This is a genomic window from Gilliamella sp. B3023 (assembly GCF_026536845.1).
Taxonomy (GTDB): Bacteria; Pseudomonadota; Gammaproteobacteria; order Enterobacterales; family Orbaceae; genus Gilliamella; species Gilliamella apicola_E.
The window spans coordinates 35380-55966 of the sequence record NZ_JAFNNH010000007.1 but is presented as its reverse complement, the minus strand read 5'-3'; the positions used below and the strand labels follow the sequence as shown (position 1 = coordinate 55966).

16 protein-coding genes are annotated in these 20587 nt (G+C 32.8%); 11 read left to right on the top strand and 5 right to left on the bottom strand.

Features of this window, described 5'->3' with window-relative positions; translation table 11 throughout:
• The first annotated feature begins 19 nt into the window (after nucleotides 1-19).
• The gene (gene pmrB / locus J3U16_RS05895) at nucleotides 20-1117 is read left to right on the top strand and encodes a two-component system sensor histidine kinase PmrB (RefSeq protein ID WP_267337399.1); all 1098 of its coding nucleotides are present in this window, start codon (nucleotides 20-22) and stop codon (nucleotides 1115-1117) included.
• Here the strand turns inward: pmrB and J3U16_RS05890 are convergent.
• A complete protein-coding gene (locus tag J3U16_RS05890; protein ID WP_065733865.1) occupies nucleotides 1089-1709 on the bottom strand; it encodes a YrbL family protein in 621 nt (206 codons plus the stop codon). The genes pmrB and J3U16_RS05890 overlap by 29 nt on opposite strands.
• Nucleotides 1710-1984: 275 nt before the next feature.
• Between J3U16_RS05890 and rplM the strand changes: the two genes are divergently transcribed.
• The 8 genes from rplM to J3U16_RS05850 all read left to right on the top strand — a co-directional run bounded on the left by rplM (nucleotide 1985) and on the right by J3U16_RS05850 (nucleotide 14649).
• Nucleotides 1985-2413, top strand: a complete 429-nt coding sequence (rplM, locus tag J3U16_RS05885; RefSeq protein ID WP_034901369.1) for a 50S ribosomal protein L13 — start codon at nucleotides 1985-1987, stop codon at nucleotides 2411-2413.
• A gap of 11 nt (nucleotides 2414-2424) precedes the next feature.
• Entirely contained in the window at nucleotides 2425-2817 is a 393-nt protein-coding gene (gene rpsI / locus J3U16_RS05880; RefSeq protein WP_065561853.1) for a 30S ribosomal protein S9, read from the top strand.
• Nucleotides 2818-3119: 302 nt separating this feature from the next.
• Nucleotides 3120-3752 (top strand): glutathione S-transferase N-terminal domain-containing protein, encoded by a 633-nt coding sequence (locus J3U16_RS05875; RefSeq protein ID WP_065562614.1) that lies wholly within the window; start codon nucleotides 3120-3122, stop codon nucleotides 3750-3752.
• Between the two features lie 48 nt (nucleotides 3753-3800).
• Entirely contained in the window at nucleotides 3801-4205 is a 405-nt protein-coding gene (locus J3U16_RS05870) for a ClpXP protease specificity-enhancing factor (protein WP_267337398.1), read from the top strand.
• Between the two features lie 371 nt (nucleotides 4206-4576).
• Nucleotides 4577-5494 (top strand): inorganic triphosphatase, encoded by a 918-nt coding sequence (locus J3U16_RS05865; RefSeq protein WP_267342630.1) that lies wholly within the window; start codon nucleotides 4577-4579, stop codon nucleotides 5492-5494.
• Between the two features lie 1359 nt (nucleotides 5495-6853).
• Nucleotides 6854-9310, top strand: a complete 2457-nt coding sequence (locus J3U16_RS05860; protein WP_267337396.1) for an autotransporter outer membrane beta-barrel domain-containing protein — start codon at nucleotides 6854-6856, stop codon at nucleotides 9308-9310.
• Nucleotides 9311-9564: 254 nt separating this feature from the next.
• Nucleotides 9565-12405: a bifunctional [glutamate--ammonia ligase]-adenylyl-L-tyrosine phosphorylase/[glutamate--ammonia-ligase] adenylyltransferase gene (gene glnE, locus J3U16_RS05855; protein WP_267342629.1), complete on the top strand. Its 2841-nt coding sequence runs from the start codon at nucleotides 9565-9567 to the stop codon at nucleotides 12403-12405.
• 75 nt (nucleotides 12406-12480) lie between these two features.
• On the top strand, nucleotides 12481-14649 hold the full coding sequence (locus J3U16_RS05850; RefSeq protein WP_267342628.1) for an extracellular solute-binding protein: 2169 nt from the start codon (nucleotides 12481-12483) through the stop codon (nucleotides 14647-14649).
• A 31-nt stretch (nucleotides 14650-14680) separates the two neighbouring features.
• On the opposite strand, the gene J3U16_RS05845 is transcribed toward J3U16_RS05850, so the two are convergent.
• The 4 genes from J3U16_RS05845 to yeiP form a co-directional block, all read right to left on the bottom strand.
• Entirely contained in the window at nucleotides 14681-15907 is a 1227-nt protein-coding gene (locus J3U16_RS05845; protein ID WP_267330606.1) for an MFS transporter, read from the bottom strand.
• 13 nt (nucleotides 15908-15920) lie between these two features.
• A complete protein-coding gene (locus J3U16_RS05840) occupies nucleotides 15921-16748 on the bottom strand; it encodes an MBL fold metallo-hydrolase (RefSeq protein WP_065733871.1) in 828 nt (275 codons plus the stop codon).
• Between the two features lie 229 nt (nucleotides 16749-16977).
• Nucleotides 16978-17874: a tRNA 2-thiocytidine(32) synthetase TtcA gene (ttcA, locus tag J3U16_RS05835; RefSeq protein WP_267331651.1), complete on the bottom strand. Its 897-nt coding sequence runs from the start codon at nucleotides 17872-17874 to the stop codon at nucleotides 16978-16980.
• 14 nt (nucleotides 17875-17888) lie between these two features.
• A complete protein-coding gene (gene yeiP, locus J3U16_RS05830) occupies nucleotides 17889-18461 on the bottom strand; it encodes an elongation factor P-like protein YeiP (RefSeq protein ID WP_065562605.1) in 573 nt (190 codons plus the stop codon).
• A gap of 98 nt (nucleotides 18462-18559) precedes the next feature.
• On the opposite strand from yeiP, the gene J3U16_RS05825 reads away from it, so the two are divergent.
• Together J3U16_RS05825 and J3U16_RS05820 are read left to right on the top strand one after the other, a co-directional pair.
• Nucleotides 18560-18826, top strand: coding sequence for a YkgJ family cysteine cluster protein (locus tag J3U16_RS05825; protein WP_065562604.1), 267 nt, complete (start codon nucleotides 18560-18562; stop codon nucleotides 18824-18826).
• A gap of 177 nt (nucleotides 18827-19003) precedes the next feature.
• Complete coding sequence (locus J3U16_RS05820; RefSeq protein ID WP_267330679.1) at nucleotides 19004-20467, top strand: amino acid permease; 1464 nt, start codon at nucleotides 19004-19006, stop codon at nucleotides 20465-20467.
• Nucleotides 20468-20587 lie beyond the last annotated feature (120 nt).

Sequence of the window (20587 nt, the reverse complement as noted above, 5' to 3'; positions counted from 1 at the left end):
TTAATTGAATGGCAAATTTATGATTGAACAGTCTTTGAATAATATTCGACATAGTATCCGTTGGAATCTATTTTTTACTTTGGGTGCAATAATGCTAATTTGCCAAATTATTACAGTATTTTGGTTATGGCATGAGAGTAAAGAGCAAATTGATGTTTTAGTTAACTTAACGTTAAGTCAAAATAAAATAGATGAAGTGGTTGAACATGAAGAATTAGAAGCAATTTTTGCATTATTTTGCTCAGCATTTTCCATGATGGTTGTAACTTTATTTTTGGCCTATAAGGCGATTAAATGGATTACTAAACCCCTTGAGATACTTGAAAAAGATTTAAATAAAAGAACTGAAGATAATCTTAAGCCAATAAAACCAATCAGTAATATGCGTGAAATTAAGTCAATTACTACGGTATTAAATAATTTATTTGAAAGGCTTAATAATACATTATCTCAAGAACGTTTATTTACAGCAGATGTAGCTCACGAGATGAGAACACCTTTAGCAGGTATTCGATTACATCTAGAATTATTAGAAAGTAAAGATAAAATAGATTGCCATGAGTTAATTGAACGAATAGATCGTTTAGTAAATACCGTAGAACAACTGTTGATGCTTGCTCGAGCAAGTCAAAAATTTACTCTAGGTCAGTATCAAAAAATTAATTTTCTAGATGATATTCAAATTCCCCTTTTTGATGAATTGACAGAGTTAACAGTACAGAAACAACAAAGTATTGATTGGGAAATTACAAGTAATAATATAATTTTTAATGGTGATGCGACTTTGATTCGTTTACTGATTCGTAATTTGGTTGAAAACAGTTATCGGTATAGTCCAAATGAAAGTAAAATTACTATTAGTTTTTATAAAGATGCTGAAGAAATTGTGATAGCCGTTAAAGATGAAGGGAACGGTATTGACGAGTCAAAAACAGAAAAGTTAACCCAAGCTTTTTTCAGAATGGATCGTAAACATGATGGAATAGGGCTCGGCTTGAGTATTGTTAATCGTATTACTAAATTACATCATGGCCAATTTACATTAAGAAATCGGCAAGACCAAAAGGGTACGATTGCCGAAGTCAGACTTAATGATTCACATCATCAATTAACTTAGTGATTAATGAATTATGCTTATTTTCTCGAATTAGTGATGATAAAAATCGTTGCCATGTGCGTTCAATTTTGGCTTTTGCAAAAAAGCCTACATAGTTAGCGATAGGAATAAATGTCGAATTACCAATGTTATCAATAATAATTAAGCGATTTTCCTCTGGTGACAAATGCTGAAATAAAATATTTTTACTCTTGATTGTCATAGTAATGATTCTATCTTTCAGCAAGGCTGTTTTTAATGCTTTGAGTGATACAACTAACGCATCATAATTTTGATTAGTTGCTTGTTCGTCGAACAGATATTTTTCTAATGGAATAGAAATTTTTCCATCATAGTCACGAATAAGTTCAAAAACATGACCTTGACCAAAATTAGTCATTACAGGACCATAATATTTTGCTAGCACATCCCATGAGATATTGCGATTTATAAGGTGCTTATAATAGGCAATTTCACGGTTTGTTTCTTCTTCTGCTCCTTCATTATAATTGACTTTGATACATTTATTAGGATCATCGGGGTGATGATAACATTTGCGGTGTAAACCTTTACTTATATAATCTTTTTCAGCAAGTTGAATTAAGTTTTCCATCAATTTTTATCGTGTTATTTAATATTAGTTAAAAGTGTAGCAGTTACTGTTTTTTCTCGCTACGCTTTTTTTATCATAAATCCTAGCGCTTTTTTAATATTTCTGTATAATATTGCCACCCACGTTACAACAGTGTTTTTCCCAACGCTGTTTTCGGTTGTCAGTATTAGTATAACGACTCGAAGGGGTTAGTTAGTTAATAGTTGCAATCAAAAAGTGTAAATAAATCAAATGATTTATTAACGTGAGATTAATTAAAATTTGGATAAATACAAATGAGTACTTTTTCAGCTAAACCAGAAACAGTTAAACGCGACTGGTATGTTGTAGATGCAGCAGGTAAAACGTTAGGTCGTTTAGCTACTGAAATCGCAAGCCGTTTGCGTGGTAAACACAAAGCAGAATATACACCACATGTTGATACAGGTGACTATATTATCGTTATCAATGCAGAAAAAGTTGCTGTAACAGGCAAAAAACGCACTGATAAAATCTATTATCGTCATACTGGTTACATCGGTGGACTTAAAGAAGCGACTTTTAAAGAAATGATTGAACGTCATCCTGAACAAGTCATCGAAATTGCTGTAAAAGGCATGTTACCGAAAGGTCCTCTTGGTCGTGCAATGTACCGTAAACTAAAAGTTTATGCTGGTAGTGAGCACAATCATGCGGCACAACAACCGCAAGTATTAGATATTTAAGGGGATAGAAGATGGCTGATAATCAATATTACGGTACAGGTCGCCGCAAAAGTTCTGCTGCTCGCGTGTTTATTAAACCAGGTAGTGGAAATATCATTATTAACAAACGTTCATTAGAGCAATACTTTGGTCGTGATACTGCTCGTATGGTTGTTATGCAACCTTTAGAGTTAGTTGAAATGACTGACAAACTTGATCTTTACATCACAGTTAAAGGTGGTGGTATTTCAGGTCAAGCGGGTGCGATTCGTCACGGTATTACTCGTGCATTAATGGAATATGATGAAACTTTACGCTCTTCATTACGTCAAGCGGGCTTTGTTACTCGTGATGCACGTCAAGTTGAACGTAAAAAAGTGGGTCTACGCAAAGCACGTCGTCGTCCACAATTCAGCAAACGTTAATTGCAACGTTACAAATTTGTTTCGAAACCCAGCCTATGCTGGGTTTTTTTTATCGCTATATAATTTTAAACAAGCTGTAATAATATTTATTCTATTTTTATTAAATTATAATTAATTCAAATGGATAATAATAATCTTTGTTATCTTGCTCTTACTTTATTGAAATTAATAAACATTCAAAAATGACAATTTGTCGAAAAAACAAAAAGAAAATATATTTTTTTTAACAAATTTGTTATCCAATTTGCTAGAATAGTAACCATATTAAAACTTAATTAAAATTTCGCATATTTGGAGTGAACATGGTTGTTGCTGTTAATAAACGTTCTGTGATGACATTATTTTGTGATACAACTGACATTTACGGCCATCAGATTCGTTTTGTGCTGGCAGAAAAAGGGGTAACAGCTGAGATCGAGTTTGTTACATCAAATACTTTACCTCAAGAATTATTGGATCTTAATCCGTATGGTTCAATCCCTACCTTAATCGATCGTGATCTAACTCTTTATGAAACACATATTGCATTAGAGTATTTAGATGAACGTTTTCCTCACCCGCCATTAATGCCGGTATACCCAATTGTTAGAGCTAATTCCCGCTTAACAATGTATCGCATTAAAAAAGAATGGTATAGCGCCTACGAAACGATCTTAAAAGATCCTGATAGTAGTAAAGCTAAAGAGGCTCGTAAAAACTTACTTGATGACTTAGTTTCTATTTCTGTCATGTTCAAAGAAAAAGATTACTTTATGAGTGATGATTTTACTTTGTGTGATTGCTATTTTGCTCCTTTACTATGGCGTTTACCATTGATTGGTATTGAATTGCCAAAAGTTGCAGAGAAAAACTATCTTTCTTATATGGCACGTGTATTTGAACGACCTGCTTTTATAAATTCTTTAACTGAAGATGAAAGAAAGATTAGAGCTTAAAATTTATTTTATCTAATGACAGATTAGCAATTAAACAAGGTAGCCGTTATGGAACTTGATGACATGACTCCTCGACGCCCTTATATATTTAGGGCATTTTATGACTGGATTTTAGATAATGATTTAACTCCTTATGTTGTGGTGAATACGTCTATTGATGGTGTATTAGTTCCACAAGAGTTTGTGAAGGATAATCAGATAGTACTCAATATTGCACCCCAATCGGTAGGACAGTATTTGGCCAATAATGATCAAATTGAATTTAATGCTAGATTTTCTGGTGTTCCTCAACATATTGTTGTGCCAATGGCTGCTATTGAAGCTATTTATGCTCGTGAAAACGGAGTAGGGATGGGGTTTGAAGATGAACCATACTACAAAGCCTTAAGACAAAGTGCAACTAAGCAATCCGAAAATGTTAAACCAGCAAATCCTTTTAGGGTTGTTAAATAGCTATTCTTAATTATTTTTTTATTATCCTATTTAAAATTTAGCTAATAAATAGGATATCTTCCTACCTATTGGAATACCCATGCTAAAACTAGCTAACCTAAATCACACAATTTAAACAAGATTGTTATCTTGTGATGTTTAAAATTAAGAATAAGTTTTATAAAAAAGTGTTTAGTTAATTAATTTATATAATTCCACTTTTCTACTGCTTTTTCTATACACTTTTACCTATAAAGTATTAATTATTTTATCTTGTTTATTTATCATCCCGAATGTCGCTATAGCTTTAATCATATTATAGTTGATGATAGCCTATATTTGTTAGCCTAATCGGTATATCATATGGCAAAATAAATAATGAAAACAGACAAATGAGTAACGAAATTGAATTAAAGTTTCAAATCAATCAAAGTGATATAGAACACTTACAAAGTTATTTAAATCAATGGGTTTATTGTGATGAAGCAGAATTTTCATCACAAAAAAATTTAACCAATCAACTAAAATTAACTAATACTTATTATGATACCGAAGATCATTTATTGAGACAAAATGGTTGTGGTTTGCGTATTCGAAGTACTGAAGATGGCCAAAATAAGTGTTATGAAATTACCGTCAAATCAAAGGGTAATTCTGTGAGTGGCTTACACGAACGAATTGAAATTAATCGGCCTTTACCTAATGACAAATTAGATTTAAGTGTGCTGCCCAAAGAGGCATTACCTGATGGTTTAATCCAGTTAAATCCACTTTTTACGACTAATTTTAAACGTCAAACTTGGTTGATATCATTTGCCAATAGTGAAATAGAAGTTGCTTTAGATATAGGCAACATTACCTCAAACGGACAATCTAAACCAATACAAGAAGTTGAGCTCGAGATAAAACAGGGTAATAAACAAGATTTGATCAACTTTGCGATTGAATTAAGTCGCTTTAGCTTACATCTGTTTTCTCAGAGTAAGGCTTCGCGAGGATATCGCTTATTTCTCAATGTACCTCTTACTCCTAGCGTTTATTCTCCACAAATAGAGCAGGATTTGCCAAGCCTACTAAACTTTTGGCAACAAAATGAAGAATATGCTTTAGAAAATAACGATTTAACTTATTATAAACAGCTACTTATTCAAATAAATGAAATATTAATAAATAAGAATTTTGAAATTGAGCCAGAATTTCAGCAGTGGCAAATGGCAATGCAATGTATTAACTCGATTAAAAATTTTGCTTATAGCGAGGTAAACACAAAATTCAAACTTAGGCTAATTTCAGAAATAAATAAAATATAGGTATAAAAATGAAATTGGAAAGGACTTTTTTTAAATTACCACTATTATTAGTTTTATTTTATTGGTTATTTAATATTTTATATATTGTTGTCTATTTCACTGGATTTGATGATTATTTTTTACTGTCAAATATGACAAGTAATCAACTTATTAAAAATTTAACTAAGCAAGTATTAATCAACTTCTATTACCAAATACCAAGCTCAATTGTTGTATTTGTATTTTCCATAGTATTATTTTATAAATATTCAATTAATCAGGTCAATTCGAGAAATATTACTAATACGTTACTTGTTGCTATATTAATTACATCAATGGATATTGCAGGGCGATGGTTTCTTTACAACAGTATTAATTCATGGGTTGAATCTAAAATTAATTACCTTTTCATGGATAGTTATTTTTCTCTACATAATGAGCTTATTAATTTTATTAAGATAATAACTATTTATATTTTTGTAACACTATGGACTTATTTTAGTATTAGATTGTTGAATAGAAATTTTATTCATGACAGTAACGAATTAACTCAATCAGAGAGTCAGCGGTTACATCTTGGAGTATTCATTTCGCTTTATAATTGTTATTTTAACAGCCTGTTTTTTCCCATTATTTTATTTGATGGTGTACATTTCAGTTTTACAGGTATTATTATTAATATAGTTGGATTAGCTATATTTTTATTAATTACTAATTTGATCGGCTATTTTTTGTTAAGAAAATGTTTTACAGGTGTAACAGAAGTTTTAAACTTAAAAAAGCTTATATTTAGTACGATAAGTATATTCATCTTCAACTGCATATTGGTAACAATAATTATTATGGTATCAGTTTCTCTTCATGAATATTTAGAAATATATTATAGATTATCCAATAATTTTTCATTATGTTATACATGGACCATTATAGGAATCGTGTTTATTCTAAGCTCTATAATGGTTAGAATTATGACCAAACTGCTATTTTATTCAGAAAAAAATAGAATCAATATCACACAATAGTACAAGTTGTATATATGTATTGGTAAAGCGATTTATAAATTAGCTTCCAATACATAATCATTTTGAAAACTTATTCAAGATCTATGCCTTTCAAACTCAAATCAAAAACTCCTCATTTCAAAGTAAAAAAACTAACACTTTATCGAAATTTATATTCGACAATTTTTATTGTCAGACAATAAAAGAACATTTAGTTAAATCATTAAATAACCGATATAGACATTAACTATTTTTTTTGATACTTTGTTATTTTAGGTAAATTTTATAAATAATAACAACAAGTTAACTTTTGTTAGGTTTGTTAAGATTTAAGTTAATCAATGTAATGATTAGTAAATACCAAATAAATGGAGTTTATGTGTTCAAAAGTAATTTAAATAAAATTGATCTCTTGATCAAATTAACACTAGGTACTTGTCTAGTTACACCTCATCTTGCAAGTGCTTTAACTATTATTGATGCATCTAATATTGGAACTCATACTAATAGCGGTATTGCCGTTTCTTCAACCGATGATATCATTATTCAAAATATAACAGGTGTTGCTGCGCCTCATATCAACATTACTAGCAACCAAGATTACGGTATTAAATCAGGATATAATGGTAAAACTTTAACCATTGATACCGGAACGGATGAATTTGTAATTCAAACTAATGCAACAGGTAATTATAATAAAATAAGTAACATCCATGTTCTTTCAAATGGGAAAGTCAATGCTTTAAGTGACATTCGCCTAAATGTTAAAGATGGTACCGGTATTTATTTTGCTAATAGGGGGAAAGCTGATTTTGATAAAAAGGTAACTATAATAGGGACCGGTACATCAAATGGCAGTTTCATTGGAATTCGAGCTTATAACGGTTCAAATTCATCAAAAACTGAAGGCAACTTCAATGGTGAAGTTAACATACAGTCAGTAGGAAATGGTAGTTATGGTATTTTATCCTTACTGAATAACGCACCAGATTCACTTGGTATAAATCTAAACTTTAACGAAAAAGTAACGATTAATATGAGTGGCAATAATTCGACTGGTGTTGCGTTCCAGGAATATGCTGGTGCTAACCCAAATGCAGACAGTGTTATTAAATTTAATAATGGATTAGATGTAACAACGGCTAATGGAACCGCTGTCTACATGGACCAAAAAGCAGGAAAATTATTCATTAATAGTGGCTCAAATGTTAATAACATTGTTTCAACTAGTTATAACAATTATAACGCAATACAGTCGACTGCTGGTGAAATAGCTGTTAATGGTAAATCGAATATTAAGGGTGATATTTATGCAGCCAGTTCAGGACAGATTAATCTTGATTTAACTGATGGCTCGACATTATTAACTTCAATTGATAATACATCTTCATCTGCGAATAAAGGTACTATCAATGTTAAGATAGATGGTAGTCAAAGCCAATGGAATATGACTAATAGTTCATCTGTTGATTCCCTTACGTTAACTAATTATGCCAAAGTAAGTTTTGGTCATGATTATGCAACATCAAATACGATACTTGATGGTTCAAATAACATGACTTTAACGGCAAATTCATTATCTGGAAATGGGCTATTTGAATTGCGCACTTCCATCGGTAGTGGTTTTGCTAATGATTTACTCAAAATTACTGGCTTTTCACAAGCAACTGGTAATCACAATATCTCAATTAGAGATGACAACAATGGTTCAGCAGCAGTTACTGGTAATGAAAAACTTACTTTAGTTGAAACTGAAGGTGGTGGTGCTAATTTTAATTTGACTTCACCATCAGTTGATATTGGTGCATACCAATTTAATACTCTAACTAAAGTCACTGATGAACGTAATAGTGGTTCAGAAGATTGGGTATTATCAGCTCAAAAGAAAACAGTAAATCCAACTAAGCCTAATTTAACCAATACAGCTCAAAATGCGGCAAATATTCTAAACTCCAGTTACTTGATTAGTTACATTGAAACACAAACTTTAATGCAAAGAATGGGTAAACTTCGTCAAGGCGAAACATCTGATGGTGATGCTTGGGGTCGTATTTATGGTGGTAAATTAAGTTCATTCAACGATAAACGTTTATCGAATTTTGATATGGATTATTATGGCTTACAACTTGGTGTGGATCGAAAAGTTGAAAATACAAATGGTGATATCTATTATGGTATCATGGGTGGTTTAAGCCGAGGAAATATAGATCATCATGTAGGTGATGGAAACACTAAAGGCTACTATGCAGCACTTTACGGCACATACCTAAACCAATCAGGGTTTTATATCGACGGTTTAATTAAATATATGAGAATGTCGAATAAATTTAATACTCGTACCGGTGGGGGTTATTTCGTAAAAGGTGATGGTAATACTAATGGTTTTTCAATAGGGACTGAACTAGGTCAACGATTCTATTTCAATTCATTACCAAATCAAGGTTGGTATTTTGAACCTCAAGCTCAATTAACTTATTCTCATCAAGGAAGTGCAGTCATCAATGCGACCAATGGATTAAGAACTAAATTGGACAGTTATAATTCATTACTTGGTAGAGCAAGTATTGTCCTAGGCAACAGCTTTACCCAAGATGATAATATAGTTGATGTATACCTAAAAACTGGTTATGTGAAAGAGTTTGATGGTGAAACATCTTATGTCTTTAACCATGTTGCAAAAGAAAAATATGATTTCGGTGGCAATTGGTGGGATAACGGTATTGGTGTAGATGTTCAGTTTAACAAACAACACCATATCTATACAGATGTTGTTTATTCATTCGGTAATAAATTTGACCAAAAACAAGTTAACTTAGGTTACCGTTATAGTTTCTAATAATTAGAGACTATCTATTAATTTAAAAAATAGACATTAACTTAAAGTGACTACTCTGCGTAGTCACTTTATTCAATAAACAAGTCTCAACTCGTCTTTCAAATCGTTTTCATTAATTATCAGCTAATCAACTATTGAAATGATATCAATATTCTTTTTTACAATTTGTTTAATAAAAAGATATGTGAAGTTAAAAAGTCATTTATAATAGTTAATTAGGTGATTTTATCAACAAGTTTAAGTGAGTGCTTATTATGTCTCAGCCTATATCGCTAGTTTCACCATTAATTGCAGAGCAAAAACAGAAAATCACATCACAATTATCACAATGTGATTCAATTGCAGTACAAAATAATCTTGATATTTTGGTACAAAGTGATTTTATTGTTGATGCTTTTTATCGGTTTCCAGATTGGTTGACAGACATTATTAACAATCCTCCTCAAGCTGATGAAAGAAGTTACTATCAACAATGGTTAAATGAAAAGTTAGCATCGGTATTTGATGAGTTGGAACTAATGAAAACTTTAAGATTATTCAGACGCTACATTTTAGTAAGGCTTGAATGGTCACAATTAACGCAAACAAGTAGCGATGAACAAATTTTATTACAACTTACTGAGCTAGCTGAGGTGATTATTGTCACTGCACGAGATTGGCTATATGAGCTTAGTTGTAAAGAGTGGGGAACCCCTTGTAATTTGCAAGGAGAGGCGCAACCTTTACTTATTCTAGGGATGGGGAAACTCGGTGGAGGAGAACTTAATTTTTCATCTGATATTGACCTTATTTTTACTTATCCTGAACATGGGCAAACACAAGGTGGTCGTCGCGAATTAGATAATGCCGTCTTTTTCACACGTTTAGGACAGCGTTTAATTAAAGCTTTAGATCAAATTACTGAAGATGGTTTTGTCTACCGAGTTGACATGCGTTTACGTCCTCTAGGTGATGGCGGTCCACTTGTTTTAAGTTTTTCAGCGATGGAAGACTACTACCAAGAGCAAGGAAGAGACTGGGAACGTTACGCCATGGTAAAAGCGAAAATACTCGGTGATCAACAAGATTTATACACTAAAGAGCTTTACCAAATGTTAAAACCATTTGTATACCGCCGTTATATTGATTTTAGTGTCTTACAATCATTGCGAAACATGAAAGGCATGATTGAACGTGAAGTTCGTCGTCGAGGTCTAACCAACAATATTAAACTTGGTGCAGGTGGTATTCGAGAAATAGAATTCATCGTACAAGTATTTCAACTTATACGTGGTGGACGTGTGATTGGCCTACAAACACGTTCCTTATTGACTGCTTTACAAGTGATAGAACAAGAATCCCTACTTAATGCTAATGAAGTAGATGCTCTACGTGAAAATTACTTCTTCCTACGTCGTTGTGAGAACCTATTACAGGCTATACATGATGAACAAACACAAACACTACCAGAAGATGAATTAGACCAAATACGTATAGCAATAGGCATGAATTTTAGAAGCTGGAATGAATTTGTATCTGAACTTACTAAAAGAATGCAATTTACTCGGCAAATATTTAATCAACTTATTGGTGATGAATCAACTGAATCAACACAAAATACGAACAACGATCACTATAATGACCTTTGGGTGCCTGATTTACAATTAAGTGATGTTACTTCAGTACTATTGAACTATTCACCTGATGATGCCAAACAGCTTTATCAAATGCTTTGTCAATTTCGTGATGATATCAGTAAACGGACCATTGGTGTTAGAGGGCGTGAAATCCTCGATCAGCTAATGCCAAAATTATTAGAATTAATTTGTAATGATAAGCATGCATTAATAATACTATCACGAATTTTACCGTTACTAGTCAATATTGTTAGCCGAACAACTTATTTAGAGTTACTGCTTGAATACCCAACGGCATTAAAACAACTAATTCGATTATGTAGTGCCTCACCAATGATTAGTGAGCAACTTGCACATTATCCAATCTTATTAGATGAGCTTATTGATATTCACTCACTTTATCAAACTGTTGCCCCTAATGAATATAAAAGTGAACTTTATCAATACTTACTTCGAATTCAGGTTGATGATGAAGAACAACAACTTGAGGCATTAAGACAATTCAAACAAATGCAACTCCTACATATAGCCGCTGCTGATGTTGAACATGTATTAAATACCATGAAAGTAAGTGATCATTTAACATATGTTGCAGAATCGCTTCTCGATTTTGTTGTTCAAATGGCGTGGAATCAGATGATTGCTCGTTATGGAAAGCCGGCACATTTAACCGATAATCAAAAAGGGTTAGTTATTATTGCTTATGGTAAATTAGGTGGTTGGGAATTAGGATATGGATCAGATTTAGATCTCGTATTTCTTCATGACTGCCCTGTTGATAGTATAACCGATGGTGATAAACAAATTGATAGCCGCCAGTTTTATTTACGACTGGTACAACGAATAATTCATTTATTCAATGTACGTACTAGCTTTGGTATTCTTTATGAAGTTGATGTTCGCTTACGTCCACAAGGGGATGCAGGACTATTAGCTTGTAGTTTGAGTGCATTTTATGACTACCAAATGAATGAGGCATGGACTTGGGAACATCAAGCATTAGTTAGAGCAAGAGCCGTTTATGGTGAGATTGAACTTATTAAACGCTTTAACGAAATTAGGCATACTATTTTATGTAAAAACCGTGAAGAAAGAGTATTAAAAACTGAAGTTCGAGAGATGCGTGAAAAGATGCGGGCACATTTAGGCACAACAGCGCCACATCAATTTAATTTAAAAATAGATGCAGGTGGTATTGGTGATATTGAATTCTTATCACAATATCTAGTACTCAACTATGCACATCAATATCCTAAAATGACCACATGGAGTGACAACGTACGGATCTTGGAGCTTGCAGCTAACTATCAAATTATGGACAACCTAGAAGCCCAGCAACTCACTAAAGCTTATATTGATATGCGAAATGAAATCCATCAATTATCGTTGCAACTCTTACCGAGCATTGTTGATGACTCATGTTTCAAATCAGAAAAAGAGATCGTGAATCAAAGCTGGCTAAAATGGCTTAAAGACTAATTAGTTCTAATATACTTATAATTGTTTAATAAAGTTGGTTTGATTGAAGTGAAAATTTATGGAGTGTAATACCAAATGGCGACGATCAAAGACATAGCAAAACTTGCTGGTGTATCTCATGGTACTGTCTCAAATGTACTCAATGATCGTGGTAATGTCAGTTTAAAAAAAATCAAATTAGTTGAACAAGCGATTCAACAATTAGGTTATCAAATCAATTTATCTGCCAAAATTTTAAAAGAAGGTTCAAATAAGTCTATTTCGGTTATACTACCAAATATCACTTCCGAACAATATACTAATTTATATGATGGCCTGTTTAGTCAATCCAACCGACTTGGTTATGAGCTTTCGCTTTATTTAACTTATGACTCTAAAGAACTAGAATTACAATTAATCCAAAAGGTAGCTGTAAAACGTGATCATGCAGTTATCGTTGTTAGTTCATTATCAGATGCTAACTCCTATTACCAAAAAATTAAATTACCAAAAGAAAAAATTATCTTTGTCTATCGAAAGCCTATCTCAGCATTGCAATTCATATCTCTTGATTATGAGAAAGCTGGACGAGATATTGCTAATGAATTAATCAAAAAAACGTATCGAAGAATTGGCTTATTTAGTAATTCAGAGCATCATACTCATACTAAAAACTTCAAAAAAGGTTTACTTAGCACGTTCAAAAAGCATCATTATGATGTGACATTGAATAGTATTGCATCTAAACCTTCTAATGGTACCTACAATTTAGCTTTTAGTTTTTTTGAAGATGAACAGGTTAATTATGATGCGCTAATTACCATGGATATGGAGCGAGCACATTTTATTCGTAATGCTAATTATTTTGGAAGTTTAAAATCTTGCCCACCCATTTATACATTAACCAATAACAGTTTTTTTTATGAAGATAACATTTATCAATACCATATGAACTATGGCATATTAAGTGAACAAATTATCAAACTAGTAGAAGGCAAAAACACAACCAATCTTGATAATAAAGGTTTTTCATTATTGCCTGATTTGAATTCAGAAAACATAACTAAATCTTCAGAAACTATTAACTTTTTAATCTTACCCAGCCCATCAACGCAAGCGGTAAAAAAACTATTACCACATTTCCAAAAGACGAGCGGTATTGATGTAAATTTAATTATAAAACCTTTCGACGAAATATATCATATTCTTAATCAATTTGAACAACATCAGCAAATTGATATTATACGAATTGATATGGCTGGATTACCTTGGTTTGCACCATCGATATTCAAACCTTTATCAGAATTAGATATTAACTTGAATCAACTGTTTGCAAAATATCCACAAGAAATTGTAGAACGCTTTAGCTATGTAGATAATTCTGCTTATGCTATTCCTTTTGATCCTAGTGTTCAAATGCTCTTTTATCGCAAAGACTTATTTAATGATCCATTAATTAAGCGTGCTTATTTTGAAGCATATCGACAACATCTTAATGTCCCTAAAAACTTCAAAGAGTTTGATCAAATTGCGACCTTTTTTGATCAACAGCAAAATACGGAATCCCCAGTAGAGTTCGGTAGTTGTATTACGCTCGGTAATTATGAACTTATCGCATCTGAATTTTTAGTTCGCTATTATTCTCAAGGAGGAAAACTAATTAATGGCAATAAATTTGGTTTAAATACCACAATTGCTATAACTACTTTAAATCATTTGCAATCATACATTAGCGTTGCCAAAAATATACAATCAGCTTGGTGGCAAGAATCGGTAAATTTATTTGAACAAGGCAAGCTAGCTATGTTAATTGTTTATATGAATTTATTTGGCTATATTAATCATCGTAATATATTGCCTTTGGTTGGATACGCTAAAGTACCGGGAAAAAAATCACTATTTGGTGGAGGTTCCCTTGGTATGTCAAAATATAGTCAAAAAAATGAACAAGTAAAAACCTTTTTTAATTGGCTTTACTCCAACGAAATCAGCGAACAAATAGCATTACTTGGTGGAGCAACCGCACAAAACACTATTTTCCAAAATCATCGAATTATAAATAGTTATCCATGGTTACCAGTGGCGCAACAACAATATGCCAATGGCATTCGAGAAAATAGCATGACAGGTAGTGCTATTAATTTAAGACTGATTGAAAATATTATTGGAAAGTATTTAACACAGTGGATAACTAACCAATATAGTTCAAAACAAGTCATAGAGATGATTAATAGTGAGATAGAAAAAAGTATGGCTAATAAATAATTATTAGCCATATTAAAGTAAGAGTAAGAAATTAATCTGATTCTACTTTTTTAGGTGCCATGATGACATCTTTATCTTTAAAGAAATACCAGAAACCTACAGCAACAATTGCAGCAACTACCGCAGGATAGATCCAGAACTCTTGCCATTGTGGACCAGCATTAGGTAATGTCTTCTCTGTAACAACGCGGTTATTGATAAAGCCACATACTGACGCCGCCATAAATACACCAAAGCCATTAGAAACAATAAAACGTAACCCTTGAGCTTGCGCTTTAATTTCTGGACCTGCTTTCTTATCAACATAGATATCACCAGCAGTAAAGAAGAAGTCCCAACAAATACCTTGTAACAATAGCGTACCAATAATATAGAAGAACATATTACTTTCTGATGTTGCGGCCAGTGATAACATCATGCTACGAATTACCCAACAAATTGCGCCGAATAAAATGATTTTTTTGAAACCAAAACGACCTAATAAGAAAGATAGAAGGAACATAAATAACACTTCTGTAGCGATAGCAATTTGCATCATTGAAGCAGGCTCTAAATCTAATACAGGTAAATATACTGGTAAATAAGCACTATATGCAGTTTTAGTTATCATTAGGACAAAAGTAGACAGCATAAAAATAGTGAAATACTTATCTTTGAAAAGTGATAATGCATCTAAACACATTGCATCACGGATTGAGAATTTCTTATTTCGACTTGTAGGTGGTGTGTTAGGTAAAGTAAAACAATAAATCCCATAAACCACAGATGCACCAGAAGCAAGTAAAAATGAGTTAATGGAGCTTGAAAAACCAGTATAACCAAGAATTAATCCTACAATCATAAAACCAATGGTGCCAAATACACGAATAATTGGGAACCAGCGCACACCATCTATATGCCTAAAACTAACGCTATTAGCTAATGCTGTTGTTGGATAAAATAATAAACCAACGATAAAAATCATGATTAAAAAGCCAGCAATATTGCCACTTTCAACAAAATTAGGAATGATAAATAAAACAACTGCATTGAGAATATGTAATATGCCCATCACTTTTTGTGATGCAATGAACCTATCAGCGATCATTCCAATGAAAAGTGGAGAGATAATAGTTGCGATTCCTAAAACTGAATAAGTCGAACCAACAATTTCTTTCAATCCATAAGCAGCAAGTACTGCCCCAATAACCATATTCCATGCACCTTGCACAAAATATTGTAAAAACATCATTACCAATAAACGTGGTATTTTAAACATATAAAGCTCCGTATTAAATCGTCTTCGTCAAGCCATCATAGGCTACTTCAATATTGTAAGGTTTGAATATTTCAACTAATTCATCATGCATAAAACCACTGCTATGAGAGTGGTGAGACGTGATAAGTTGAGTGCTTGAGCTAAAAATACCATCATCCAACATGCGCTTTTGAGTAGCGATAACAGTTTCAATACTCATATGATTATTAGTCTTATCATTTTGTTTATATCCGTAAGTACACTCAAAAATAGCCATATCAATTTTTTTGCCACTATCTTTTAACCATTGCCAAGTGAGTTCAGGAAAATAGCCAGAGTCATGTCCGTGTAGAAATGTTTTTCCATCTTTCTCAATCAAGTAAATAAAGCAAAATTCCCATTTAGCATGATTAGCTAACAAAGCTGTAACGGTATAACCAGCTGAGGTTACAACAGTTTGAAATGGAACTAATAAATTAAATACAAAACGTTCAGGACTATAACCAGGTACTACATTCAAACAACCATTTATGGCAATATCATTTCCATAAACGTAAAGAGGGTGGTCGATATTAAAACCATAATCCACCATACGGCTAAATAGATCGCCCACATTAAAATGGTCAGGATGAGTATGAGTAAATAATAAGTCCTTTATTTTAGTAACATCAATGTTTTCTCTCATTGCTTGATAGCTATATTCCGGAGCAAAATCGATTTGCACAATATCATCAATAAGAATCGAACTTCGAGTTCTTATATTTTTACCTTTTTGAATACGAGATTTTTCACAAATCTGACATTTACAAAAAGGATTTGGGATACCTTCTGATGCAGCAGTACCCAAAAAATGTATTTTCACATTGTTCTCCTATGTTTATTTATTTTTCATACATCGTTATTTTATGAAAATTGGAACGTTTCAATTTTATTTTAATGTCATTAGAACCACAATAAAAATGGATTTTTTTTTGTCAATTCGTGAGCTAGATCAAAGTTTATATACAATCGATTATTGTTTTAATATCAGAAAGGATTATCGACGATATAGATTATCGCCGATAAAAAAGAAATTAAATTGAAGGGTTTTTTTAGTTGGCCTCTTTCCAAAGAATCAGATTTTTATCATCTAGTTCCGATGTATCAAATCCGACCATAGCTGGTAACTCTTCATGATCAAATGCCAAATCACCACCATTAACATCAATATCACCTTTCTTAATACCTTTGAAATCATATAAATTGGTATCACATAAATGAGAAAGGGTAATATTCTGCGTGGCTCTGAACATAGTTTCTATACGACCAGGAAACTTCTTATCCCAATCATTTAACATCTCTTTGATCACTTGACGTTGTAAATTAGGTTGTGAACCACAAAGATTACATGGAATGATAGGGAATTGCTTAATTTCAGCATATTTTGCAATATCCTTTTCTTTGCAGTACGCAAGCGGTCGAATAATAATATGTTCACCTGAATCATTCATTAATTTTGGAGGCATCGCTTTAAGTTTTCCGCCATAAAACATATTTAAAAATAATGTTTCCAAAATATCATCACGATGATGCCCAAGCGCAATTTTTGTCGCACCGAGCTCAGTTGCTGTGCGATATAAAATACCTCGTCGAAGCCTAGAACAGAGTGAACACGTGGTCTTGCCTTCAGGGATCTTTTCTTTAACAATACCATAGGTATTTTCTTGAACAATTTTATACTCAATACCTAAAGATTCGAGGTACTCAGGTAAAACATGTTCAGGAAATCCTGGCTGCTTTTGATCTAAATTGACTGCAACTAATTCAAATTGCACTGGTGCACTGATTTTTAAATTAATTAAAATGTCTAGCAATGTATAACTATCTTTACCGCCAGATAGACAGACCATTATACGATCGCCTTCTTCAATCATATTGAAATCAGCGATTGCTTCGCCTGTTAGGCGACGCAATCGTTTATGTAATTTATTTTGATTGTATGTATTCATCACGATTTAATAGATTATTCCGCTCGGCTCATATATCGGCGTTCAGCAATATGAATTTTAACTTTTTCGTGGTTATCAATATATTCAGGTACTTGAATGACAAGGCCAGTAGACAATGTTGCAGGTTTAGTACGTGCGCTTGCCGAAGCACCTTTTATACTTGGCGAGGTTTCAATAATTTCAAGTTCAACTGTTTGTGGTAATTCTAAAGCGACAACTTCATTTTCAGCCATCAAAACTTGAATTCCATCCATACCGCCTTCTGGGATAAAAAGAAGTTCTTCTTCTATTTGATCTTTCTTAAAAATAAACGGAGTATAGTCTTCATTATCCATGAATACATATTCATCCCCATCAATATAAGAAAAGCTTACAGGACGTCGAAATAGTTCGATAGTGTCTAAAACATCATCACCCTTAAAACGTTCTTCAACTTTACCTCCAGATTTAACATCGGTAAAACGCATTTTATAAAGTGTACTTGCACCACGAGCACTAGGGCTTTGTACATCAATTTCTTTTACAAGTAACAACTTACCGTTATAGGTGACAGCATCACCACGTTTAATTTCATTAGCTTTAGCCATAATAGATTCTTCATATTAAATAGAGTTAAAAATTAGCTCGCTATTTTACCCTTAACTTGCTATTGTCACCAATAAAATTTATAAAACAATCTAATCTCATGACTGAATCATTCCAATGTCGAAGAAACTGTGGGGCATGTTGTATTGCACCGTCGATCTCATCTGCTATGCCTGGTATGCCTAAGGGAAAACCAGCAGGTGTTGCATGTATCCATTTGGATGAAAATTTATTATGCAAATTATTTGGCCAATCAACCAGACCCCAAGTTTGTAGTCACCTAAGACCATGTTATGAAATGTGTGGAACAAATCGTAACCAGGCATTAGATTATTTAACTCAATTAGAACAGCTTACTAGCAACTAAGTATTGCTAATATTTAACATATCGGCTGTATTATTAGAATTATTTATCTCGCACATAAATTTTTTTGATACACTTCACGCACTTTAATTAGCTAATGATAAATATTTAAATAAATTAGCTTAAATCAGTTACTAAGCTACATCATATTAAGTGTAGTTAAAATAATTAGTAAGTTTAATTAACAAGAAGAAAATTGATATGACGAAAAAATTAAAGCGTGATTTGAAAGCTCGCCATTTAGCAATGATCGCTATTGGTGGTTCAATTGGTACTGGGCTATTTGTCGCTTCTGGTGCAACAGTTGCACAAGCAGGTCCAGGAGGCGCATTAGTATCTTATGCTATTATCGGCATAATGGTTTATTTTTTAATGACTAGCCTTGGAGAGCTAGCTGCTTATCTTCCCGTTTCGGGAACCTTTGCAACTTATGGAGCACGTTATGTAGATGAAGCATTTGGTTTTGCCATTGGTTGGAACTATTGGTATAACTGGGCAATTACTGTTGCTGTTGATTTAGTTGCGGCACAATTAGTTATTTCCTATTGGTTTGATGCTGGTGCCTATAGTTGGTTATGGAGTTTATTGTTCCTAAGCATTATTTTCGGCTTAAACTACATTTCTGTAAAAGGGTTTGGTGAAGCAGAATTTTGGTTTTCATTAATCAAAGTGGTTACTGTTATTTTATTTATTGTTGTTGGCTTATTGATGATAATTGGCATTTTAAAAGGTGCTGAAAATGCTGGTTGGCAAAATTGGAAAATAGAGGGTGCACCATTTGTCGGCGGATTCTCATCAATGATCGGTGTGGCGATGGTTGTTGGATTCTCATTCCAAGGTACTGAGCTAATTGGTATTGCGGCGGGAGAATCTAAAGATCCAGAAAAAAATATACCAAAAGCAATGAAACAAGTTTTTTGGCGAATACTGCTATTTTATATCTTTGCCATCTTAGTAATTAGTTTAATTATTCCATACACTGATCCTAACTTACTTCGTAATGATGAAACAGATATCAGCGTTAGTCCATTTACCTTAGTTTTCCAACATGCAGGATTATTATCCGCAGCAGCTATCATGAATGCGGTAATTTTAACATCGGTTCTTTCTGCTGGTAACTCTGGCTTATATGCTTCAACACGTATGTTATATGCATTAGCAAAAGAAGGTAAAGCGCCTAAGATTTTCAGTCGATTATCTTCAACAGGCGTGCCTGATATGGCGTTATTCGCAACTACATTAGTGGCTATGCTCTGTTTCTTAACGTCATTATACAAAGATCAAGAGGTCTATTTATGGCTACTAAATATGTCAGGTATGACAGGATTTATTGCATGGCTTGGTATTGCAATTAGCCACTATCGTTTTAGAATAGGTTACCTCACACAAGGACGAGATCTCAATAAATTACCTTACCGATCAAGTTGTTTCCCATTTGGTCCTATTTTTGCTTTTGTGCTTTGTTTGATTATTACACTCGGTCAAAATTATGAAGCATTTTTACAAGATACCATTGATTGGAATGGCGTTATTGCAACTTATATAGGTATCCCATTATTTCTTTCAATTTATTTTGGTTATAAGATTGTTAAAAAGACAAAATGGATAAAATACGATCAGATGGATTTTTCTCAAATGGACTAAACAAGTCACATCTAGATTAGATTGCACTTCCGTCGACATCTGTCGACGGAATTGTATTAAGAAAGAGAAAATAACCAATAAACTGGTTAATAATACAAAAACAACAAGTGCGATAACGAT